We start from the raw sequence: 21,051 nt of genomic DNA, 5'->3' as shown, positions 1-21,051 counted from the left end.
GGTGCGGGTCACTGGTGGGCGGACAACGCGTCGCTGGTGAGCGTCACGGTGGCGGTGAAGGTCACGACGCCCCGGTCGTCCCGGTGGGCGTCGCTGACGGAGGCGCCGCTGAAGCCGTGGATCGTCGAGACGTTGTCCACCCAGGCGGCCACGGTGTCCATGGACAGCGTCTCCCCGGACACCGTGAGGGTGCCGACGCTGTCGGTGGCTGTGGCGGAGGGGTCAGTCGCGCCGGCGAGCTTGGAGCCGGCGGCGGCGAACGTGACGGTGGACATCGTCAGGTCGGTGGGGGCTGCGGCGGCCAGACGGTCCAGGTAGGCGTAGTAAGGCACCTCGGTCGCCGACACCTGGTCACGGACCTGCTGCGCCGCCTTCACCTGGGCCAGGACCCGCGGGACCTCGGAGTAGGCCTCCTGCGCCCGCTGCAGCTCGACCGTCCGGGCTTGCGCGGCGTCGAGGCGGGTCTGGGCGTCAGCGACCTGGCTCAGCGTGATGTGGTAGCAGCCGCCGACGGCGCCGGCGACGACGAGCAGCACCGCGCCCAGGCCGATGCGCAGGTTGCGGTCCTTGCGGTGGTCGTCGAAACCGGTCGGCAGCAGGTTGACCCGCACGACGCGGGTCCGCGCGGTCACCGCCTCCAACGTCTGGAAGCTCATGAGATCACTCCGAGGGCGAGGCCGACGGGAACCGCGGCGAGGGGCTGGACGGAGGACAGCTGCTGCTCGTCGAGACCGGTGCGTCCCACGTGCAGGCCCTCGATCGGGTTGGCCCAGACGACGGGACGCCGGGTCACCGACTCCAGGCGGTCGCGCACCCCGGCGAGCAGGGAACCGCCACCGGACAGGACGATCCGCTCGATGGGGAACCCCGCGTTGGAGGCGGCGTAGTAGTCGAGGGAGCTGCGGATGTCGTCGACGAAGACCTCGAGCATGAGGTCGACGGCGCTCTGCACCAACGACACCTCATCGGCTGTGAGCTCTTCCGTCGCACCGCGCTTGACGGCCTCGGCCAGCGGTGCCGGCAACCCGAGGCGCTCGGCGATGGCGTCGGTCACGTCCTGACCGCCCGAGAGCAGCACCCGGACGAACCGCGGCTGACCCGCGGTGTGGATGACGAGGTTGGAGACGCGGGCGCCGACGTCGACCAGGGCCTCGGTGGCGGCCTCCCCGTGGGGACGGCCGACGCTGCGCAGGACGGCGAAGGAGGTGAGGTCGACCGAGGTGACGCGCAGACCGGCTGCCTCGACGGCGGCGACGTTGTTCAGCACCATCTCCCGCGAGGCGGCCACGAGCAGACCGCGCAACCGGCGCTGGTCGTCCTCGTGCACCTCCTCGGTGGGGTGGAAGTCGATGACGCACTCCTCGACCGGCATGGGCAGGTAGTCCTGCACCTGCAGCGGCAGCGACGCCTTCAGCTCGGCCAGCGGCATCCACGGCAGCTCGATCTGACGGACGACCACGCGCTGGTTGGCGACCCCGAGGGCGACCTTCTTGCCCGTGAACCCGCTGCCCTTCCAGAGCGCCTTGAGGTTGTCCACGACGGCCGCCCGGTCGACGACCTCGCCGTCGCGCACGGCCCCTTCGGGCAGGGCGACCTGCCCGAACTTCTCGAGGGTCACACCTCCGCGGCCGTAGGAGACCTCGGCGGCGCGGACGCCCGAGGTCCCGAGGTCGAGACCGATCGCGCTGCGAGCGGGCACGTCGCCTCCTTCGTCTGGGAGCCCGGCGGGCTCACTGTCCTTCGAGATGATCGGGAAGTGCGGCACCGGGCTTGAGGGGTTGCGCACCGGCGGTGGAGGGACTCACCCGGTCGGGGCAAGACCCACGAGCTGCAGGTACCAGCCGGCGACGGGTGCGGCGACGACGAGCGCGGCCAGGGCCGACGCGAGCATGTACGGACCGAACGGGATGCGGGTCCGGCGGCCGCCGTCACGGGTCAGGACGACGACCACGGCACCGACGCCGCCCAGGACGAAGGCCCCGAAGGTGCCGACGGCCAGGGCGGACCAGCTCCACCAGCCCAGGTAGAGGCCGAGGACCCCGGCGAGCTTGACGTCACCCAGACCCATGCCGCGCGGGTACAGGAACCACGACAGGCCGTAGAGGGCGAACATCGCCGCACCGCCCACGGCGGCGCGCAGGAGGGCCTGGCCGTCGCCCTCGGCGAGTCCGGCGATCCCGAGCAGGACCGCGGCCACGAGGTAGGAGGGCAGGACGATCGCGTCCGGCAGCCGGTGCACGTCGATGTCGATCGCGGCCAGCGCCACCGCGATCGCGACCAGGTAGAGGTAGGCGGGCAGCGCCCACGAGAACCCCACGACCAGCGTCACCACGGCGAACAGGACGGCCGTGAGCAGTTCCACCAGCGGGTAACGTGCGCTGATCGGCAGCGCGCAGCCTCGGCACCGGCCGCGCAGCAGGATCCACGACACCAGGGGGACGTTGTCCCGGGCGGTGATCCGTCGCTCGCAGCGCGGGCAGGCGCTGGGTGGGTGGACCACCGACTCCCCCCGCGGGACGCGGTGCACGACCACGTTGAGGAAGGAGCCGATGGCCAGCCCCAGCAGCCCGGTCAGCGTCGCCAGGAGGACCATCAGTTCGCGTTCTGCTGGACGACGGTGGTGCGGGAGATGTCCCAGGCGTCGTACTCGGGCTGGATGAACGCCGGCGGGGGGTTGCTGTTGAGCCGGTCGTCGTAGCGGTAGTCCTTGGAGTACCCGGTGCTCGTCGTGGTCCCGCTGCCGGTCGCGACCGGACCACGGAAGCGCTGCACGATCACTCCGCGGACCGTCAGGTTCCCCCGCTTGGCGCCCGAGGAGTAGTTGAAGACGGTGAAGCTGTTGCCCGTCGAGGCGATGGCCGCGTCGATCTCGCGGTTGCCGTTGGACGTCAGGTTGTTGCCCGAGGAGTTCACGGGGTTCCAGACCGCGACGTTGTTCGTGCCGATGAGGCCCAGGACGTCGCCATCAGCCCCCCAGTCGCTGTACAGCAGGTCGCCCGTCACGACGACGTCGTGCGCGGCCGTGACGGTGAACCGACCGTTGACCGTGCCCTGGACGAAGGCGTCCCCGGCGGTGCAGCCGTTGTTGTCGTAGTTCGTCACGTCCCCGGCGGTGTTCTGGTAGCTGATGCAGCTGCCCGACTCCGTCGTCTTCTGCACGTAGATGACGCCGTTGACGGGTCCGGCGACGGTCTGCTCGCTCGTCATGTAACTGGCGCCGGACCCGGTGGTGCACGACGGCTTCACCGTGTTCGCCTTCGTCTTCGGGCTCAGCACCTTCATGCGTCCGTCGGCGAGGAAGGTGATCGAGGTCGGGCCGGTGTAGAGGCACCCGCCGGCGGCGGCGACGTCGGCCTGCTTGTCGGTGGTCTTGGGCAGCTCGAACGGCTGCGCCCAGACCGGCGACTTGCCGGAGGTGCTCGGGTTGCTCGCGCCGTACCAGGGGTTGCCGGAAGAGGGCTTGTACCCCGTGGTGACGTCCTTCTTGAACAGGACGGGACCGCTGATGCTCATGGCGTCGTTGGAGTGGACCTTGCCGTCGAACGTGTCGGCACCGCTGAAGCTGATGGTGAGGCACTGGTAGTTCGCGATGGAGCCGAGGACGCTAGTCGATCCCGACGGCCAGTACTCGATGCCCCCGGAGGGCAGCGACCCGCCCGTGATGGTGCGCGGGAAGTTCGCGCGGCCGGGCACGGTCGCACCGCCCGTGGTGGTCTTGTAGTAGTACCGCCGACAACCCGCCGCGACCTGGTCGACGGTCGGCTGGGCGACGGTGTAGGTCGTGCTGCTGGACAGCGAGTACGTCGTGCCGGACGTCGACGTCACGGTCGTGTTGCTGCTGGGGTTCGCCGAGAAGCTGCCCTTGAGCAGCCGGGTGTTCGCCGGGCTGAACGTCTCGTAGTCGGTGAAGTACAGGTACTCCAGGAACCCCTTGCGGCTCAGGTCCGCGACGAGCGTGCGGCTCTCGCGCACCTTGCCGGTGACCGTGTCGAGGACCTGACCGATGACCTGGACGCGGACGGACGTGCTGAAGGTCCCCGCGGCGGTCGTCCCCGCCGGCGAGGCCAGGACGCGCTGGGAGAACACGCCCTGGGTCACGCCGGCGGAACCGGGGACGACGGCGAAGTTCGTGTCGGTGGCCGCGGTGCGCAGGGCGGGGTTCGCCGTGGTCGTCCCGCAGCTCGGAGCCGCGGCGTAGTAGTCCGAACACGCGTTGACCCGGTAGATGTAGTCCTGCAGCCCGGCCTGGGCCGCCGCGGCGGCGCTCTTGGTGTCCTGGGAGGCGCGCGCGACGCGGTGGGTGGCGACGGCGTAGCCGATCCCCACGAGGACCAGTCCCAGGACCAGGACCATGGCGGCCAGCACGGGCAGCAGCGTGAAGCCGTCGTCGTCGCGACGGGCCAGCTTGCGCATCACGGGTTCCGTCCGATCTTGTTCATGAGCTGGACCAGGTTCGACTGCTCGAAGGCCACGGCGTGCGGGCGGGCGGGGACCGCGACCCGCAGGTCGACGTACAGGGCGCGCAGGCCGACGGTGTCCGTGGTCGGCGACGCGACGACGACGGCGCTCGTCGGCGGCCCGCTCAGCGGGTCGTACTGGGCGTTGACGTACGTGAAGACGGGGTTCGCGGTGCTGGCAGGGGCCAGGTTGTCCACGAGCAGGGTGCAGGTCCGGTTCGCCGTCACGGCCAGGTCCGGCTGGGTGGCGGTCCTGGCGGCCAGCACGCCGGCGTTGTTCGTCCTGGGCCGGGTCTGGCCGCACAGCTGGCGTCGGCCGCCGGTGGTGCGGACCCAGTACCAGACCTCGTTGACCGCCGGCACCCCGGTGCCCGTGGGGGTCGTGGAGCTGGCGAAGGTGAAGAAACCCAGCGTCTCGGCCTGGGCCACGACGGGTCCGTTGACGTCGACCCCGCTGGCGTCCTTCAGGAGGGAGTCGCCCGGGAAGGACACCATGGTGCGGACCTGGGTGGCGACGCGGTCCTGCGTCGTCGCGACCTGCGCCGTGGCGGTGGTGCGCTTCTCGGCGTAGTCGACGGACTGCAGCTGCCGGACGGTGAACCCCGTGACCAGGGCCATCAGGAGCGAGCCGATGCCCATGGCCACCACGGTCTCGGCGAGGGTCAGTCCCGCGTCGGCCGGGCCGGTCCGGGCCGGGTCCGTGCGGTGGCGGAGGCGGAAGATCACAGGACCACCGCCAGGGTGGTGGCCGAGGCCGGCGCGGTGGCGGTCACCGTGACGGTGACGCTGGTGGTGTTGGTGGGGGTGACGACGCCGGTGGTCGGCGTAGCGGTGAGGGTCCAGGTGCCCAGCGGCAGGCCGACCTGCCGGGCCGTGCCCGGTGCCGTGGTCCCCAGGTCGATGCTCTGACCCGAGCAGGAGGCGGCGGCAGCGTGGGTCGCGACGACCTTCCACGTCTTCAACGGGTTGCCCACGTTGGTGAGCTGGTACTTCGCCGCGCCGAGCTTGACGTTCACGGTCGGCACGTCGGCCGCCGTCGCGCGGGGCGTGAAGTCGACGGTGCTGGCCTTCACGTCGGCGCACGCGCCCAGGTAGGCGCTGTAGCTCCGGGGGTAGAACCGGCCGACGGTCGCCAGCGTGCCGTCGTAGCCCGCGCAGGGGGACGTCAGCGGGTCCGCACCGCTCGCGCACGCCGGGCGCCGGTCGTAGCCGCTGAGGGTGTCGGCGAAGAAGGTGGTGCCCAGAGCGGTCCAGCCGGTCGACGAGGAGGGGGCGGGGTAGCCGGTGACGGGCACGAGGTTGAGCTTGGCGGCCGCCACGGACGCGTAGCGGATCGGTGCGGGGACCGAGATCTTGCCCGCGTTCACCGACACGTTCGCGCTCTGCTGCTGCACGTTGTCCTGTCCGACGTAGTCGTCCTTGTCGACCACGACGCTGTAGGTACCCGCGTCCAGGTCGGAGACGACGACGCACCCGGTGCCGTCGGAGACGCCCGTCCCGGCCAGCGTGCCGGTGGAGTCGTAGGCCTTCGCCGTGACCCCGCTCAGGCCGGAGTAGCTGACGGTTCCGTCGGCGGCGAAGGCGGGGGTGTTGAGCTGCCAGGCGATCGACCCGGGCGTGTTGGCGGAGTCGCTCTGGTAGATGCGGCGGAACGTCCGGTTGGTGACCTGGTCTCCGGCGGCCATGCCGGTCCAGGTGACGCCGACGGTGATGAGCTTGCGGGTGAGCTCGGCGCCGTTGGTGGCGCAGGGGCTACTGGTGTTGGGGACGTTGGCGACGGTCGTGGCCACCGTGTAGGCCGTTCCCTGACCGGCCGCCCACGGGGTGCCGTCCGCGTCGACTACGTCGGTGCCGGAGACCACCGAGTCCCATGCGGCCCCGATGAGGTACTCCTTCTTGGCGTCCGCCAGGTTGGCCGCCGCGGCCTTGCCGTCGGCCTTGCTCGTGGTCTGCAGCGTCTTGACCACCAGGCCGAGGACCGCCGAGGAGAGCACCGCGAAGATGAGCATCGACACGACCACCTCGATGAGGGAGAAACCCTCGTCGCGACGAGGTTCCTGCTGGGTTTCCACCTGGGCTCCCGGGGACGGTGGGCGGGGACGGCGACGCTGGGCCGAACGCGCGTGGGTGCCCGCCACCCAGAGGCGGCGGACACCCACGACGAGGTCAGGACCGGATCAGAAAGTGGTCGGGCAGACCGTGACGCTGGTCGGCTGCTGGCCGCCGGCGCTGCTGACGTAGACCAGCGGGCGGGACGCCTTGGTGTTGGTGCCCACGATGCAGTACGCGGTGCCCGCGGTGTTCAGGGTGATGGTGAAGGCGTTGTTGGGGCTGACCTTGACGGTGTCACCGATGGTGAGGTCGGCGCCGGCGGCACCGGTGGTGGCCACGTAGGCGCTGTTGTCGGTGAAGTTGGTCTCCTCGGCGGTGGCGATCGTCTTGACGTCCGCCTTGAGGGAGGAGTCGACGGCCTTCTTGCGCTGGTTCAGGAAGACCGGGATGGCGATGGCCGCGAGGATCCCGATGATGATCATGACCACGAGGAGCTCGATCAGGGTGAAGCCCTGGTCCTTGTCCTCGATCGACTTGCGGATGCGAGCGAGCATTCGAGTGCTCCCCTTCGGTGAGATCCGGAGCCGCTCGCGGGTCGCGCACCGGCTGGCCGGTGTGGCGGCTCTTGACACTGAGTTCTTCGGCCCGGGCGCCCGGACCCTTGAGCGCTTCGTCACGTGATCACTCGAAGGGAGCAGTGACGATCCCGTCAGACGTCGACGGCCCGTGAGCACGGGGCTCACGGGCCGTCGACGGTGGCTGGGGACCCCGTCGGGAGGACCCCGTCGGCAGACCCCGTCAGAAGGACGCGGGGCAGCTGGTGACGGAGGCCGGCTGCTGGCCGCCGCGACTGCTGACGAACACCCAGGGCCGGGGCGTCTTCGGGCTGCTGGCCAGCACGCAGAAGGCCGTCCCCGCCGGGTTGACCGTCACCGCGACGCTGTTCGCCGGGGAGATGGGGACGGCGTCGATGATCACCGGTTGGGCCGTCAGCGCCAGCGGCAGGTAGCCCTCGTGGTCGGTGTAGTAGGTCTCCTCGGCCTCCGCCAGCGCCCGCAGGTCGGTCTTGAGCGAGGCGTCAGCCGCCTTCTGGCGCTGGGCGAGCATGACGGGGACGGCGATGGCCGCGAGGATCCCGATGACGATCACGACCACCAGGAGCTCGATCAGGGTGAAGCCCTCGTCCTCGCCGCGGCGACCCCACCCGGTCATTGGATGAGGTTGAACACGCCGAAGATCGGCATGTACATCGCGACGATCATCGCGCCGATGATGCCGCCCAGGAACGCGATCATCAGGGGTTCGATGAGGCTGGTGAGGGCTTCGGTCGTCGCCTCGACCTCCTGGTCGTAGAAGTCGGAGATCTTGTGCAGCATCGAGTCCAGGGCACCGGTGTCCTCACCGACGCTCATCATCTGCACGACCATGGCGGGGAACACCGAGTGCTCGGCGAGCGGGCCGGCCAGGGACCTGCCGCCGCGCACGCTCTCCATGACGTCCTTGGACGCCCGTTCGATGACGACGTTGCCCGAGGCGCTGCCGACGATCTCCAGGCTCTGCAGGATGGGGACGCCCGAGCGCAGCATGGTGCCCAGGTTGCGGGTGAAGCGGGACAGCGCGATCTTCTGCGCGAGCATCCCGAAGATCGGCACCTTGAGCTTGAGGGGGTCGACGACGTTGCGGACCTCGTTCTTGTCCTTCACCTTGCGCCACAGGATCGGCAGCACGATCGCGAGCACCACGATGCCCGGGCCGGCGAAGCGCAGCCCGTGGGACAGCGCGACGAGGATCTTCGTCGGCAACGGCAGTTCCCCGCCCATGTCCGAGAACATCTTGGCGAAGATCGGCACGATGAACAGCAGCATGCCGGTGACGGCCAGGATGGCGATGACGAAGACCACCACGGGGTAGGTCATGGCCGACTTCACCTTGGCCCGCAGCTTGACCTCGGCTTCGAAGTTCTCGGCGAGCTGCACGAGCACCTGGTCGAGGAACCCGCCGACCTCACCGGCCCGGACCATGTTGATCATCAACGGGGGGAAGACGGCGGTGTGCCGCGCCAGCGCCGTGGACAGCGAGGTACCGGTCTCGACCTCCCCCCGCACCTCCTGCAGCGTCGCGGCGAGCTTCTTGCTCTCGGTCTGCTCCGCCAGGATCGACAGCGCCTTCAGCAGGGACAGGCCGGAGGAGACCATGGTCGCGAACTGGCGCGACATCAGGGCCAGGTCCTTCAGCTTCACCCGGTTCGCCCCGGGGAGGCTGATCTCCATCTGCATGCCCTTGCCGGCCTTGGATGCCGTGATGGACACCGGGGCCAGCCCCTGGGAGATCAGCCGCTGCGCGATCGCGCTGGTGTCGGCGGCCTCCAGCGTCCCCGTGACCAGCTTCCCGGTCCGGTCGCGCGCGGAGTAGTCGAACGACGTGTGCTGCTGGCGCCCAGCGGGTCTGGCCGGTGCCTTGGTCATCGTGGCCATGGAAGGTCCTCCCTCAGCGCCCGGTCAGGCGGCGGAACTCGTCGGCGGCGTTGCACTTCTCAAGGCCGTGTTCGAACGTGATCTGGCGGGTGCGGACGAGCTCGGCCAGGTGCTGGTCGAGCGTGTGCATCCCGAACTGCGCCCCGGCCTGCATGGCGGTGGGGATCTGGTGGGTCTTGCCCTCGCGGATGAGGTTGCGGATGGCGGGGGTGGCGACGAGGACCTCGGTGGCGACGACGCGGCCGCGGCCGTCGGCTCGCTTGCACAGCGTCTGGCAGACGATGCCCTGGATCGCGCCGGCGAACTGGGTGCGGATCTGGGTCTGCTGGTGCGGCGGGAACACGTCGATGACGCGGTCGATGGTGGAGGCCGCGCTGGAGGTGTGCAGGGTGCCGAAGACGAGGTGACCGGTCTCGGCGGCCGTCAGGGCCACCGAGATCGTCTCCAGGTCGCGCATCTCGCCGACGAGGATGATGTCGGGGTCTTGGCGCAGGACGTGCTTGAGGGCGTTGGCGAAGCTCTTGGTGTCCTCGCCGACCTCGCGCTGGTTGACGATGCAGCTCTTGTGGCGGTGGAGGAACTCGATGGGGTCCTCGACCGTCATGATGTGGTCCTTGCGGGTCCGGTTCGCGAGGTCGATGACGGAGGCCAGCGTCGTCGACTTGCCCGACCCCGTGGGGCCGGTCACGAGGACGAACCCGCGCTGCAGACCCGCGAACGACCCGACGACGGGCGGGACACCGAGGTCCTCGAGGGGTTTGATGTCGAAGGGGATCTGCCGGAACGCCGCCCCGATGGACTCCCGCTGGCGGTACACGTTGACGCGGAAGCGCGAGTGGCCGGGCACCTGGTAGGCGAAGTCGAGTTCGAGGTTGGCCTCGAAGGTCTCCCGCTGCTTGCCGGTGAGGATCGCGTAGATCATCTCCTGCAGGACGTTGGAGGTGAGCTTGGGGAACTCGTCGAAGGCGGTCATCTCACCGGAGATGCGGCCGGTGGGGGGCGCGCCGACGGTGAAGTGCACGTCGGAGGCGCCGAGCTCGAGCCCGAGGACCAGGACGTCGTTGATGCGCACCTGCGCGCCGCGGTCGGGGTCTCCCCCGCTGGTCACGAGGGCCTCGACGGGGTGGGCCTCGGGTTCGGGGGCGAGCTGGGCCACCGCGGGCCGCGCGGCGGGGACGTGGGCGGGGACGTGGGCGGGGGCGACGGGGGCCAGCTGCACGCCCTGCGGGGCGGGGGCGACGGGCGCCAGCTGCGCCTGGTCGTTCTCGAGCTGCTTCAGCAGGGCGCTGATGTTGGGCCGCGCGGACGGCACACCGTCGGCTCCCGGTCGCAGGTTCGTCGGGACGTACGGCTCCACGGGCTGACCGCCCTGACCAGCGTTGTCCATCTCGCTCCCCACCACACAGCCGCACCGGGCACCACGGAGCGGTCGGCGGACTGCCGATGCTCTCCTGTGCTCATCGGCCCGCCCCCCGGGCCGCTTGAGGTGGACGATCACGCCTCCCCCGTTCGGGTGTGCGCGGGGCCGTGCGTCCCCGGCGGCACCCCCGAGGACCCGGTTCCCAGGTTCGCGAGGGACAGTGGTCCCCGTGACCGACCAGCACCTCGACGCACCGCCCACCCCGACCCCGCCGCGCGCCGGGGGGACCTGGCTCGGGTGGGTGGCCGCCGTCGTGGGGATCGGCGCGGTCGCGGTGCTCGTCTACGTCGCGTCGCTGCTGATCGGCTCGGCCCGCGACTCCCGCGCGGTCGCCGAGGCGCAGAAGCACCTGCCGGCCGTGGGCAGCTACGCGCTGACGGGGTCGGGCCTGACCCAGGACCCCTCCGGGCAGTGGTCGCTGACGGCGACGTCGGCCGAGGTCAGCGACGACGAGGTGCGCGTCCACCTGACGTGGACGAACACGACCGGCCAGGCGCGGCAGTGGGCCTGCCCCGGCCCGGTCGAGCTCACGCGCTGGCAGAGCGCGTCCGTGCGGGTCGAGGGCGCGGGGGCGGCGGGCAGCGGGAACCACTGCACGCGCGACGCGCCGAAGGCGCAGGAGGTCGCACCCGGTGCCTCGGTGCAGGACTGGGAGGCCTTCCCGCGCGACGGGGCCTGGGGTGCGGGGGCGACGACGCTGACCGCGCAGGTCGCGCAGGACAGCGGCGACGGCGACTACGCGGCCGCCGGCCAGGACCCCGACGTGACGTTCACCGTCGACCTGGGCTCGGCGGCGTTCACGGCGGGCTGAGCCGCCGCGGGAAGGTCCTCAGGCCCGGGCCCGCTCCTCCAGCGCCGCCAGCCCCGCGGCCCGCATCGCCGCGACCGGCCCCCGGCGGCCCGTCATGAGCTCGACCTGCGCGACGGCCTGGTGCAGCAGCATCTCGAACCCGTTGACGACCGGCCCGCCCCAGCGCTGCGCCAGCGGGGTCGGCCAGGGGGCGTAGACGACGTCGAGCAGCACCGGCCACCACGTGGGGCGGAACGCGCCGAGCACGGCGTCGGTCATGGCCTCGGACCCGCCGATGGGCACGGTCGAGACGACGACGTCGGCGGTCAGGGCCACCGGCAGCTCGGACCAGTCGCGGATCTCGACCTCACCGCCGAGGCGGGCGGCCACGCCGCGCAGCTCCGCGGCGCGGTCGGGTGAGCGGACGACGGCCACGGGCCGCGGGCAGCCCGCCTGCAGCAGGGCGACGAGCGCGGAACGGGCCGTGGCTCCCCCGCCGAGGACGACGCCGCGCCGGACGCGGTCGGCGCCGGCCTCGGCCAGGGCGGTCACCAGGCCGATGACGTCGGTGTTCTCGGCCCGCAGCCGGACCCCGCCGCGCCCCGGGGTGCGCCGCCGGTCCGAGCGCGGGGTGACGACGACGGTGTTGACCGAGCCGACCGCCCGGGCGAAGTCGCTGACCTCGTCGACGAGCGGCACGATCGCCTGCTTCAACGGCATCGTCAGGCTCAGCCCCGCCCAGGTCGCGTCGAGGGCGGCCACCACGGCGGGCAGCCGGTCCTCGTCGACCTCGAGCAGGTCGTACTGCCAGCCGTCCAGACCGAGGGCGGCGTAGGCCGCGCGGTGCAGAGCCGGGGAGAGCGAGTGCGCGATGGGCGACCCGCAGACCGCCGCTCTCACTCGGGATGGTCCTTCAGGTACTGCTGGAACAGCTTGACGTTGGCGTCGTGCTCGGCCGGGGTCGTCGCGAACCGGGTCTCGCCCGTCTGCAGGTCCACCGTGACGAAGTACAGCCAGGTCCCGTCGGCGGGGGCCAGGGCGGCGCGCAGCGCGTCCTCACCGGGGTTGCTGATGGGCCCGGCGGGCAGCCCGGGGTGCACGTAGGTGTTGTACGGCGAGTCGGTGGCGCGCTGCTCGGCGGTCGTCGTGACCTTGTTGGTGGACCCGACGGCGTAGCTGACGGTGGAGTCCAGCTGCAGGGGCATCCCGATGGCGAGCCGGTTGTCGAGGACCCGGACGACCTTGGCCATGTCGTCGGCCGTGCGCGCCTCCTTCTGGGCGATGCTCGCCTTCACCACCAGGTCGTGCAGCTGCTCGGGCGGCACGCCGAGGGTCGCGGTGACCGTGTTCGCCTGGGTGACCATGGCCTTGAGCACGTCGGCCGCCGACTCGTCGGGGTTGACGTCGTAGGTCGCGGGGAACAGGTACCCCTCGGCGTTGCCGCCGGCCGCGGCGGGCAGACCCAGGGCCGCGGGGTCGGCCAGGGCCTTGGTGAGGTCGTCGCCGGAGATGCCGGTGGTCTTCTCCACGAGGGCCAGGACCTGCTGGACGGTGAGGCCCTCGGGGACGGTGAGCTTCGTGGTGACCTTCGCCGTCGGGTCGAGCAGGAGGGCCACGGCCGCGGCCGAGGACATGTGCGCCTTGAGGCGGTACGTGCCCGGCTGGATGCCCGCCATCTTCGGCTGCTCCCTGGCGGCGGCGACGAACGCGCTCTGCGACTTCACGACACCGGCCGCGGCGAGGTTGCGCCCGATGGCCCGGCCCGTGTCCCCGGCGGTGATCTTGACGTCGACGGACCCGCTGCCCGAGCCGTCCCAGTCGTCGCTCTCGGTGAAGCGGGAGACGACGGGGCCCAGCGTGCCCCAGGCCGCGGCGGTGCCCCCGCCGAGGACGGCGAGCGCCACGACGATGGCCGCGGCGGCCCGCCTCCGCCGCACCCGGCGGCGGGGACCCTTGTCGCGCGTGTCCGGCAGATCCATCAGGTCCATCATCAGCCCCTGCCCTCCGTGGCGTCGGGTTCCGACGTCCGTGCTTCACCGAGCCCACCCGCCTGCTGCACAGCCACACCCTGCCCGCGCCGGCGGGGCTTGCGGCGGACCTTCGGCCCGTCGATCACCCGCCCGGGTGCGTGTCCTGCACGCTCGGCGTCGAGCGCTGACTGCAGCAGGACCACGGCGGCCGCCTGGTCGACGACCGCCCGGAACTGCTTCTCCTTCTTGCCCGCCGCGTGCAGCGCCCGGTGGGACTCGACGGTGCTCAGGCGTTCGTCGACGAGCCGGACGGGCACGTCGGGCAGGGCCTGCCTGATCTTGTCGGCGTACTCGAGCGCGCGCAAGGCCGCCGGGCCGTGCGTGCCGTCCATGGACAGCGGCAGGCCGAGGACGACCTCGACCGCCGCGCGCCCGCGGGCCTCGTCGGCGATCTCGGCGACGTCGGCGTCGTGCTCGGGGTCGCGGACCAGGGTGCGCACGGGTGAGGCGATCACCCCGGCAGGGTCGCACGCGGCGAGCCCCACCCGGACGCTGCCGACGTCGACGGCGAGTCGTACCCCGGTCCTCACACCGACCCGGTCACGCGCGCGCCCACGAAGTCGCCGATCGCGCTGAGCGCCTCGCCGACCTTGGAGGCGTCCTGCCCACCGCCCTGGGCCAGGTCGTCCTTGCCGCCCCCGCCGCCGCCGAGGGTCTGGGCGGCGGTGCGGACGAGCTCACCGGCCTTGACGCCCCACTTGCGGGCCTCGGCGTTGGTGGCGACGACCACGACGGGCCGGTCCTTGGCGGTGCCGGAGATCGCGACCACGACGGGCCGGGCCTCGCCCAGCCGGGAGCGGACGTCCAGGACGAGCGTGCGGACGTCGTCGGCCGAGGCCGCGCCGGCGTCGTGGACGACGACCTGGACGCCGAACTTGTCGAGCGGGTTCGCCGCGATCGTCGGGGCCAGGGCGAGGACCTGCCCGGCGCGCAGCTTGGCGATCTCCTTCTCGGCGTCGGACAGCCGCGTCAGCAGCGAGCCGATGCGGTCCGGCAGCTCCTCGGGGCGGGCCTTGACGACGTCGGTGAGCTGGTTGACGAGCAGGTGCTCGCGCGTGAGGAAGTCGAACGCGTCGGCGCCCACGAGGGCCTCGATGCGCCGGGCCCCGGACCCGATGGAGCTCTCGGACAGGATCGAGACGAGCCCGACCTGCTGGGAGGTCAGGGTGTGCGTGCCGCCGCACAGCTCCTTGGACCAGTCCTCGCCGATGGAGACCACACGCACGCGGTCGCCGTACTTCTCCCCGAACAGGGCCATCGCGCCGGAGTTCAGGGCGGACTCGCGGTCCATGACCTCGGCCGAGACCGGCAGGTCGTCGTGGATGCGCTCGTTGACGACGCCCTCGATGTCGCGCACGACCTGGGTCGCGACCTGCGCGGTGGAGGAGTAGTCGAAGCGCAGGCGACCCGGCGCGTTCTGGGACCCGGCCTGGGTGGCGGTGTCGCCGAGGTGCTCGCGCAGGACCTGGTGGACCAGGTGCGTGGCGGTGTGCGCGCGGCTGATGGAGCGCCGGCGCGCGGTGTCGACGACGGCGTGGGCCGCGTCGCCCGCGACGAGCTCGCCGGTGGTCACCGTGCCCTTGTGGACGTACAGGCCGCGGACGGGCTGCTGGACGTCGCTGACCGTGACGACGGCCCCGCCGGTCGTGGTGATCGTGCCGTGGTCGGCGAGCTGCCCGCCGCCCTCGGCGTAGAACGGCGTGCGGTCCAGGACGACCTCGACGTCGGTGCCGACGGGCGCGGACGGCGTGCTGACCCCGCCCTGCAGGACCACCGAGACGCGGGCCTCGTTCGCGGCCTCGACGTAGCCGGTGAACTCCACGGGCGCCGGGAGGGTCTGGAGCGTGGAGCGGTAGACGGTGAGGTCCACCCCGCCGGTCTTCTTGGCCCGGGCGTCGGCCTTGGCACGCCCGACCTGCTCGGCCATCAGCGTGCGGAACCCGGCCTCGTCGACGCCGACGCCGGCCTCGGCGGCCATCTCCAGCGTCAGGTCGATCGGGAACCCGTAGGTGTCGTGCAGCGCGAACGCCCGTTCGCCGGACAGGGTCGCTCCACCGGCGGACTTCGTCTGCGCCACGGCGGTCTCGAAGATCTGGGTGCCGGAGACCAGGGTGCGGCGGAAGGCCTGCTCCTCGGCGTAGGCGACCCGGGAGATCCGGTCGAAGTCGGTGCGCAGGTTCGGGTAGGAGGCGCTCATGACCTCCATGGAGGCCGGCAGCAGGATGGGCAGCGCCTCGTCCTCGAAGCCGAGCAGGCGCATGGCGCGCACCGCGCGGCGGATGAGGCGGCGCAGGACGTAGCCGGCGCCCTCGTTGCCGGGGGTCACGCCGTCGCCGATGAGCATGAGCGCGGAGCGGACGTGGTCGGCGACGACGCGCATGCGGACGTCGTCGTCGTGGTTCGCGCCGTACTCCTTCTCGGCCGCGAGCGCCGCGTAGTCCAGGACGGGGCGGACCTCGTCGATCTCGTACATGTTGTCGACGCCCTGCTTGAGGAACGCGACGCGCTCCAGGCCCATGCCGGTGTCGATGTTCTTGGCGGGCAGCTCACCGGCGACGTCGAAGTCGGTCTTCGAGCGCACCGCGGAGAGCTGGTACTGCATGAACACGAGGTTCCAGATCTCGATGTAGCGGTCCTCGTCGGCCTCGGGGCCGCCCTCGGCGCCGTACTCGGGGCCGCGGTCGAAGTAGATCTCCGAGCAGGGGCCGCCGGGGCCGGGCTGGCCGGTGTTCCAGTAGTTGTCCTTCTTGCCGCGGCGCTGGATGCGCTCGGCGGGCATCCCCTGCTCGCGCCACAGCTGGAAGGCCTCGTCGTCGTCGAGGTAGACGGTCGTCCAGAGCCGCTCGGGGTCGAAGCCGAGGCCGCCGTCGGCCTCGGGGGTGGTGAGCAGTTCCCAGGCGAAGGCGACGGCCTCGCGCTTGAAGTAGTCCCCGAACGAGAAGTTGCCGTTCATCTGGAAGAACGTGCCGTGCCGGGTGGTCTTGCCGACCTCCTCGATGTCGAGGGTCCGCAGGCACTTCTGCACGCTGGTGGCCCGCTTGTAGGGCGCGGGGACCTGCGCGGTGAGGTACGGGATGAAGGGGACCATCCCGGCGACGGTGAACATGAGGCTCGGGTCGGTCGACACCAGCGAGGCGCTGGGGACGACGGTGTGTCCCTTGCGCTCGAAGAAGTCGAGCCACCGGCGACGGATCTCTGCCGTCTGCATCGGGATTGCCTCCTGCTGTGCGTGCTCGGGGTGGTGCCAGTACAGCCCTCGACCCTACCCGTCCGTCCCGCCGCGGTTGTGTGGAGCGTGCGAGTACCCGGTCCCGCTCCCGGCCGGCCGTGACGCTCCACACCCGGTGGTTGTCCACAGGGGCTCGGCGACGAGCGGCCTGCTCGGACCAGAGTGCCGCCGTGCAGTCCCCCGAGACCCCGCGGACCACAGCCGCCCTGCTCGCCGCCGGCGTCACCCCCGGTCGCCTGCGTGGACCCGCCTACCGGTCTCCCTTCCGGAACGTCCACGTGCCCGCGGACACGCCGCTGACGCCGCGCCAACGCGTTCTCGAGGCCTCGATGCTCCTGCCCCCGGGCGGCGCGGTCGGGGGCTGGGCGGCAGCGCACCTGCTGGGTGCGCGCTCCTTCGACGGCAGGACGTCGGGCGGCCGTCCGGTGGACGTCCTCCTGTGCGTGCCTCGCAGCAGTCGACTCGCTGACCGCCCCGGGATCCGGTTCGTCCGCACCGACCTGCGCGACGACGAGGTCGTGACCGTCGACGGGCTACCGGTCACCCGCGCGGAGCGGACGGCCGTCGACCTCGTCCGCCGGCACCCCGACGACCGGGAACGCGTCGTGGCGGTGGACGCGCTCTGGGCCGAGGACATCACCGACCCGGTACGTGTCGAGGCGTACCTCGCCACGCGGAGCCGGCTGCGGGACAGCGCCCGCGCGCCGCCGGCCCTCGCGCACGCCCGACCCGGCGTGCGGTCGCGGCAGGAGACGCGGCTGCGGCTGGTGTGGACCCTGGACGCGGGGTTGCCCGACCCCCTCGTGAACCACCGGGTCGTCGACGTCGAGGGCCGGCACCTCGGGCGGCCCGACCTGCTCGACGAGGAGTCGGGGGTGGTCGGCGAGTTCGACGGGTCCAGCCACCTGGGACTGGCGACGGCGACCGTCGACCACGTGCGTCAGGAGGGCCTGGAGGCCCACGGCCTGCTGTTCTGCCGCTTCACCGGGCTGGACGTCCTGCCGACGGGACGGTTCCGGACGGCGTGGCGGATCCGGCAGGCTCGTGAGCGGGGTCTGCGACGAGCCCACGAACCGCGGAGTTGGCACGCGCTGCCCTGACGTGCGGAGCCTCCCGGTCCTGCTCCGCCCCCGCTCAGGACCAGGACGCTCCACACGTCACCAGCCCAGCACGCGCCGGGCCTCGGCGGCCACCGCCTCGAAGCGCTCGCGGTCCAGCACCGCGCCCTCGCGCCGCACGTCCTTCGGCGAGACCCGCAGGACGCGGTCGACGCGGACCTCCGAGGGCCGGCCCCGCCGGTCCCAGGGCCCCGTGCCGACGTCGACGTAGGTCCGGCCGTCGACCGGGCGGTGGTCCCCGCCGTGGACGTGGTCCTTGCTCGTCATCATGAAGCCGATGAGCTCGCTGCCGGAGCGGCCGGCGACCAGGACGGGCCGGTCCTTGCCGCGGCCGTCGCCCTCCTCGAACGGCACCCACGCCCACACGACCTCGCCGGGGTCGGGCCGGCCGTCGTCGCGGGGGGCGTACTCCAGCACCACGCGGCGGCCGGCGAACTCCCCCGCGCCGCGCCCGCGCCGGGGCGCCGGGCGCGCGGGGGCCGCCTCGGGCGAGGTGGGCACGGTGCGGGGTGCGGCGAGCTGGCGCTCCACCTCCCGCAGCAGGACCTGGACCAGCCGACCGAACATCAACGCCCCCTGATGATCTTGCGCAACCGCGTGAGCCGTTCCCGCACCGCCGCCTCGAACCCGCGGTCGGTGGGCAGGTAGTAGTCCTTGCCCACCAGCGCGTCCGGCGCGTACTGCTGCTCGGCGACGCCGGCGGGCACGTCGTGCGTGTACACGTACCCCGCGCCGTGGCCGATCCCCTTCGCGCCGGAGTAGTGCGCGTCGCGCAGGTGGGCGGGCACGGACCCGCCGAGCCCGGCGCGCACGTCGGCGATGGCGGCGTTGATGCCGTTGTAGGCGGCGTTGGACTTCGGCGCGGTCGCGTTGTGCACGACGGCCTGGGCCAGCACGATCCGCGCCTCGGGCATCCCGATCTGGGCGACGGCGTGCAGCGCGGCGACCGCGGTCTGCAGGGCCGACGGGTCGGCCATCCCGACGTCCTCGCTGGCGGCGATGACGATGCGCCGGGCGATGAACCGCGGGTCCTCCCCCGCCTCGATCATCCGGGCCAGGTAGTGCAGGGCCGCGTCGACGTCGGAGCCGCGCATGGACTTGATGAAGGCGCTGGCGACGTCGTAGTGCTGGTCACCGGCCCGGTCGTAGCGGACGGCGGCGCGGTCCAGGGCGCGCTCGGCGTCGGCGAGGGTGACGACGGCTTCGCCGTCGCCGTCCAGCGCGGTGCCCGCGGCGGCCTCCAGCGCGGTCAGCGCCCGGCGGGCGTCCCCGTCGGCCACGCGGACGAGGTGCTCGAGGGCGTCGTCGTCCAGGCGCACCTCGCCGGCCAGCCCGCGCGGGTCGGCCACGGCGCGCTGGACGAGCCCGCGCACGTCGTCGGCCGTCAGCGGCTGCAGCGTGAGCAGCAGCGAGCGGGACAGCAGGGGCGTGACGACCGAGAAGTTCGGGTTCTCCGTCGTGGCCGCGACGAGGACGACCCACCGGTTCTCCACCCCCGGCAGCAGCGCGTCCTGCTGGGCCTTGGTGAAGCGGTGGATCTCGTCGAGGAACAGGACCGTCTGGCGGCCGTACAGATCGCGGTCGGTGCGCGCGGTCTCCATGACGGTCCGCACGTCCTTGACCCCGGCCGTCACGGCGGACAGCTCGGTGAACCTCCGCCCGCCCGAGGAGGCCAGGACGGTCGCCAGGGTCGTCTTGCCCGTGCCCGGCGGGCCCCAGAGGATCACCGACGCTGGCCCGGCGCGGCCGAGGTCGCCCTCGGAGGCCAGCCGGCGCAGCGGCGAACCCGGCCCGAGCAGGTGCTGCTGCCCGACGACCTCGTCGATCGAGCGCGGCCGCATCCGCACGGCGAGCGGGGCGCCGGCCAGGACGGAGGGTCGGCCCGAGCCCTCCTCGGGCTCGGTGGAGAACAGGTCGGCCACGCCCCGCACGGTACGGCCTGCGCCGGACGCGGTGGCGCGCGCGGGCGGGTGGGCCGCGGGGCGAGAGGTGGACAGGCGGGTCACAGGTGGTTCCGGACCCCCTCCCACGCCCGGCACCGAGCGTGGACCCATGACGCGCAGCCGCACCCCGGTCCACCCCCACGCCCTCCCCCACGCCCTCCCCCACGCCCTCCCCCACGCCCTCCTGCAGGTCGTCACGCGCGTGACGCACGTCGCGGCCACGCGACCGCGCGGGGCCGAGCTGCCCGGCCCCGTCGGGCCGTCGCACGACGACGTCCTGCCCGTCCCCTCGGCGGTGACGACGCTGCAGGACGGCGCCGTCCTGACCGTCGCCCTGACCGGGGACGTCGACGTCGCCCTGGGCGGTGAGCTCGCCCTGGCGCTGGAGCGCGTCGAGGACCGGCTGGAGCACCCGGTCGCCGGCCGTGACCGTGGGCGCGTCCACCTCGACGTCCGGGAGGTCCGGGCGCTGGACGCGCACGGTCTGCGCTTCGTGGAGGCCGTGCGGACGGCCTGCGCGCGCCAGGGCACGACGTGCACGACCTCCGGGGCCCGCCCCGCCGTCCGGCGGGTCCTGGACCTGGTGCGGCCGGTGGTCGACGGGCACCTCGCGGCGTCCTGACTTTCGGGACCCAGGGCCATCAACGCGGCCTATGAGTCCTGGTCGACGGCTCGGTGGCGCTGGGCGGCCCTTGGTCCGACCCAGTGACGACACACAGGTTGAACTCAGGGTTTCCCAGGACATCTGGCAGGTGCAGGGTCGACGATGGCGGCATGACCGCGACCACCACCAACCGGCGTTCGGACCTCACCCGCCCCGACGGGACCGCGCTGCGCGTGCTCGTCGTCGACGACGAGTCGACGCTGTCCGAGCTGCTGAGCATGACGCTGCGTTACGAAGGTTGGGAGGTGCAGACGGCCGGCAACGGCCTCGACGCGGTCCGCGCCGCCCGCACGTTCCGCCCCGACGCCGTGATCCTCGACATCATGCTGCCCGACATCGACGGTCTGGAGGTGCTGCGCCGGCTGCGCGCCGACGCCACCGACGTCCCCGTCCTCTTCCTCACCGCCAAGGACGCCGTCGAGGACCGCGTCGCGGGCCTGACCGCCGGCGGCGACGACTACGTCACCAAGCCGTTCAGCCTCGAGGAGGTCGTGGCCCGGCTGCGCAGCCTGCTGCGCCGCTCCGGCCTGGCCGCCGCCAAGGCCGAACCGGTCCTGGCCGTGGGCGACCTGGTCCTGGACGAGGACAGCCACGAGGTCGTCCGCGCCGGCACCGAGATCCGCCTGACGGCCACCGAGTTCGAGCTGCTGCGCTACCTCATGCGCAACCCGCGCCGCGTGCTGTCCAAGGCCCAGATCCTCGACCGCGTCTGGAACTACGACTTCGGCGGCCAGGCCAACATCGTCGAGCTCTACATCTCCTACCTGCGCCGCAAGATCGACGCCGGGCGCACCCCGATGATCCACACCGTGCGCGGCGCCGGGTACGTGCTCAAGCCCGCCGACGGCGGGATCGCCGCGGCCGCGAGCTGAAC

General features: G+C 72.3%; 20 protein-coding genes. 4 read left to right on the top strand and 16 right to left on the bottom strand.

What is annotated here, in order from left to right:
* Positions 1-8 precede the first annotated feature (8 nt).
* From CLV37_RS00760 to CLV37_RS00715, 10 genes are all read right to left on the bottom strand, one after another.
* The gene (locus tag CLV37_RS00760) at positions 9-656 is read right to left on the bottom strand and encodes a PilN domain-containing protein (protein ID WP_146149244.1); all 648 of its coding nucleotides are present in this window, start codon (positions 654-656) and stop codon (positions 9-11) included.
* The gene (gene pilM, locus CLV37_RS00755; protein WP_106206029.1) at positions 653-1,699 is read right to left on the bottom strand and encodes a type IV pilus assembly protein PilM; all 1,047 of its coding nucleotides are present in this window, start codon (positions 1,697-1,699) and stop codon (positions 653-655) included. Before pilM ends, CLV37_RS00760 begins: the two co-directional genes overlap by 4 nt.
* A gap of 102 nt (positions 1,700-1,801) precedes the next feature.
* A complete protein-coding gene (locus tag CLV37_RS00750; protein WP_106206027.1) occupies positions 1,802-2,593 on the bottom strand; it encodes a prepilin peptidase in 792 nt (263 codons plus the stop codon).
* The gene (locus tag CLV37_RS00745) at positions 2,593-4,413 is read right to left on the bottom strand and encodes a hypothetical protein (protein ID WP_146149243.1); all 1,821 of its coding nucleotides are present in this window, start codon (positions 4,411-4,413) and stop codon (positions 2,593-2,595) included. Before CLV37_RS00745 ends, CLV37_RS00750 begins: the two co-directional genes overlap by 1 nt.
* Positions 4,413-5,183, bottom strand: a complete 771-nt coding sequence (locus tag CLV37_RS00740) for a PulJ/GspJ family protein (protein ID WP_106206023.1) — start codon at positions 5,181-5,183, stop codon at positions 4,413-4,415. Before CLV37_RS00740 ends, CLV37_RS00745 begins: the two co-directional genes overlap by 1 nt.
* Entirely contained in the window at positions 5,180-6,529 is a 1,350-nt protein-coding gene (locus CLV37_RS00735; RefSeq protein ID WP_170126985.1) for a type IV pilus modification PilV family protein, read from the bottom strand. Before CLV37_RS00735 ends, CLV37_RS00740 begins: the two co-directional genes overlap by 4 nt.
* Before the next feature lie 105 nt (positions 6,530-6,634).
* A complete protein-coding gene (locus tag CLV37_RS28735) occupies positions 6,635-7,063 on the bottom strand; it encodes a type IV pilin protein (protein WP_106206019.1) in 429 nt (142 codons plus the stop codon).
* 244 nt (positions 7,064-7,307) lie between these two features.
* Positions 7,308-7,721, bottom strand: coding sequence for a type IV pilin protein (locus CLV37_RS00725; protein ID WP_106206017.1), 414 nt, complete (start codon positions 7,719-7,721; stop codon positions 7,308-7,310).
* The gene (locus CLV37_RS00720; protein ID WP_106206015.1) at positions 7,718-8,983 is read right to left on the bottom strand and encodes a type II secretion system F family protein; all 1,266 of its coding nucleotides are present in this window, start codon (positions 8,981-8,983) and stop codon (positions 7,718-7,720) included. The genes CLV37_RS00725 and CLV37_RS00720 overlap by 4 nt, the downstream gene beginning before the upstream one ends.
* Before the next feature lie 13 nt (positions 8,984-8,996).
* The gene (locus tag CLV37_RS00715; RefSeq protein WP_245885176.1) at positions 8,997-10,370 is read right to left on the bottom strand and encodes a type IV pilus twitching motility protein PilT; all 1,374 of its coding nucleotides are present in this window, start codon (positions 10,368-10,370) and stop codon (positions 8,997-8,999) included.
* Between the two features lie 202 nt (positions 10,371-10,572).
* Between CLV37_RS00715 and CLV37_RS00710 the strand changes: the two genes are divergently transcribed.
* Complete coding sequence (locus CLV37_RS00710; RefSeq protein WP_146149242.1) at positions 10,573-11,214, top strand: hypothetical protein; 642 nt, start codon at positions 10,573-10,575, stop codon at positions 11,212-11,214.
* Between the two features lie 18 nt (positions 11,215-11,232).
* Here CLV37_RS00710 and CLV37_RS00705 read toward each other — a convergent pair whose 3' ends face one another.
* From CLV37_RS00705 to alaS, 4 genes are read right to left on the bottom strand one after another with little or no spacing between them, the layout of a single operon-like run.
* The gene (locus CLV37_RS00705) at positions 11,233-12,093 is read right to left on the bottom strand and encodes a shikimate dehydrogenase (protein ID WP_106206011.1); all 861 of its coding nucleotides are present in this window, start codon (positions 12,091-12,093) and stop codon (positions 11,233-11,235) included.
* Positions 12,090-13,172: an endolytic transglycosylase MltG gene (mltG, locus tag CLV37_RS00700; RefSeq protein WP_170126984.1), complete on the bottom strand. Its 1,083-nt coding sequence runs from the start codon at positions 13,170-13,172 to the stop codon at positions 12,090-12,092. The genes CLV37_RS00705 and mltG overlap by 4 nt, the downstream gene beginning before the upstream one ends.
* Before the next feature lie 11 nt (positions 13,173-13,183).
* Positions 13,184-13,753: a Holliday junction resolvase RuvX gene (ruvX, locus tag CLV37_RS00695; RefSeq protein WP_106206007.1), complete on the bottom strand. Its 570-nt coding sequence runs from the start codon at positions 13,751-13,753 to the stop codon at positions 13,184-13,186.
* Positions 13,750-16,431, bottom strand: a complete 2,682-nt coding sequence (gene alaS / locus CLV37_RS00690) for an alanine--tRNA ligase (RefSeq protein ID WP_106206005.1) — start codon at positions 16,429-16,431, stop codon at positions 13,750-13,752. The genes ruvX and alaS overlap by 4 nt, the downstream gene beginning before the upstream one ends.
* A 191-nt stretch (positions 16,432-16,622) precedes the next feature.
* On the opposite strand from alaS, the gene CLV37_RS00685 reads away from it, so the two are divergent.
* The gene (locus CLV37_RS00685; RefSeq protein ID WP_106206003.1) at positions 16,623-17,552 is read left to right on the top strand and encodes a hypothetical protein; all 930 of its coding nucleotides are present in this window, start codon (positions 16,623-16,625) and stop codon (positions 17,550-17,552) included.
* A gap of 57 nt (positions 17,553-17,609) precedes the next feature.
* Here the strand turns inward: CLV37_RS00685 and CLV37_RS00680 are convergent, their stop codons facing one another.
* Positions 17,610-18,137 (bottom strand): type II toxin-antitoxin system PemK/MazF family toxin, encoded by a 528-nt coding sequence (locus CLV37_RS00680; RefSeq protein WP_106206001.1) that lies wholly within the window; start codon positions 18,135-18,137, stop codon positions 17,610-17,612.
* Entirely contained in the window at positions 18,137-19,411 is a 1,275-nt protein-coding gene (locus tag CLV37_RS00675; protein WP_106207261.1) for a replication-associated recombination protein A, read from the bottom strand. The genes CLV37_RS00680 and CLV37_RS00675 overlap by 1 nt, the downstream gene beginning before the upstream one ends.
* 211 nt (positions 19,412-19,622) lie before the next feature.
* Here CLV37_RS00675 and CLV37_RS00670 point away from each other — a divergent pair, with 211 nt between their 5' ends.
* Positions 19,623-20,135 carry an STAS domain-containing protein gene (locus CLV37_RS00670; protein WP_106205999.1) on the top strand — a complete coding sequence of 171 codons (513 nt, stop codon included), beginning with the start codon at positions 19,623-19,625 and terminating at the stop codon, positions 20,133-20,135.
* 152 nt (positions 20,136-20,287) lie between these two features.
* Positions 20,288-21,049, top strand: a complete 762-nt coding sequence (locus CLV37_RS00665; RefSeq protein ID WP_106205997.1) for a response regulator transcription factor — start codon at positions 20,288-20,290, stop codon at positions 21,047-21,049.
* Positions 21,050-21,051: the final 2 nt, after the last annotated feature.

The organism is Kineococcus rhizosphaerae (genome assembly GCF_003002055.1).
In the GTDB taxonomy this organism is placed as follows: domain Bacteria; phylum Actinomycetota; class Actinomycetes; order Actinomycetales; family Kineococcaceae; genus Kineococcus; species Kineococcus rhizosphaerae.
Note: the sequence above shows the minus strand (reverse complement) of the source record. Positions and strands in the feature narration are given on the sequence as shown.

Excerpts from the sequence above, each read along its gene's own strand:
- CLV37_RS00750 (WP_106206027.1), bottom strand. The coding sequence starts at position 2,593 with ATGGTCCTCCTGGCGACGCTGACCGGGCTGCTGGGGCTGGCCATCGGC.
- CLV37_RS28735 (WP_106206019.1), bottom strand. The coding sequence starts at position 7,063 with ATGCTCGCTCGCATCCGCAAGTCGATCGAGGACAAGGACCAGGGCTTC.
- CLV37_RS00670 (WP_106205999.1), top strand. The coding sequence starts at position 19,623 with ATGACGCGCAGCCGCACCCCGGTCCACCCCCACGCCCTCCCCCACGCC.
- alaS (WP_106206005.1), bottom strand. The coding sequence starts at position 16,431 with ATGCAGACGGCAGAGATCCGTCGCCGGTGGCTCGACTTCTTCGAGCGC.
- CLV37_RS00745 (WP_146149243.1), bottom strand. The coding sequence starts at position 4,413 with ATGCGCAAGCTGGCCCGTCGCGACGACGACGGCTTCACGCTGCTGCCC.
- CLV37_RS00665 (WP_106205997.1), top strand. The coding sequence starts at position 20,288 with ATGACCGCGACCACCACCAACCGGCGTTCGGACCTCACCCGCCCCGAC.
- CLV37_RS00720 (WP_106206015.1), bottom strand. The coding sequence starts at position 8,983 with ATGGCCACGATGACCAAGGCACCGGCCAGACCCGCTGGGCGCCAGCAG.
- CLV37_RS00760 (WP_146149244.1), bottom strand. The coding sequence starts at position 656 with ATGAGCTTCCAGACGTTGGAGGCGGTGACCGCGCGGACCCGCGTCGTG.
- CLV37_RS00725 (WP_106206017.1), bottom strand. The coding sequence starts at position 7,721 with ATGACCGGGTGGGGTCGCCGCGGCGAGGACGAGGGCTTCACCCTGATC.
- CLV37_RS00675 (WP_106207261.1), bottom strand. The coding sequence starts at position 19,411 with ATGCGGCCGCGCTCGATCGACGAGGTCGTCGGGCAGCAGCACCTGCTC.
- mltG (WP_170126984.1), bottom strand. The coding sequence starts at position 13,172 with ATGGATCTGCCGGACACGCGCGACAAGGGTCCCCGCCGCCGGGTGCGG.
- CLV37_RS00715 (WP_245885176.1), bottom strand. The coding sequence starts at position 10,370 with ATGGACAACGCTGGTCAGGGCGGTCAGCCCGTGGAGCCGTACGTCCCG.
- CLV37_RS00680 (WP_106206001.1), bottom strand. The coding sequence starts at position 18,137 with ATGTTCGGTCGGCTGGTCCAGGTCCTGCTGCGGGAGGTGGAGCGCCAG.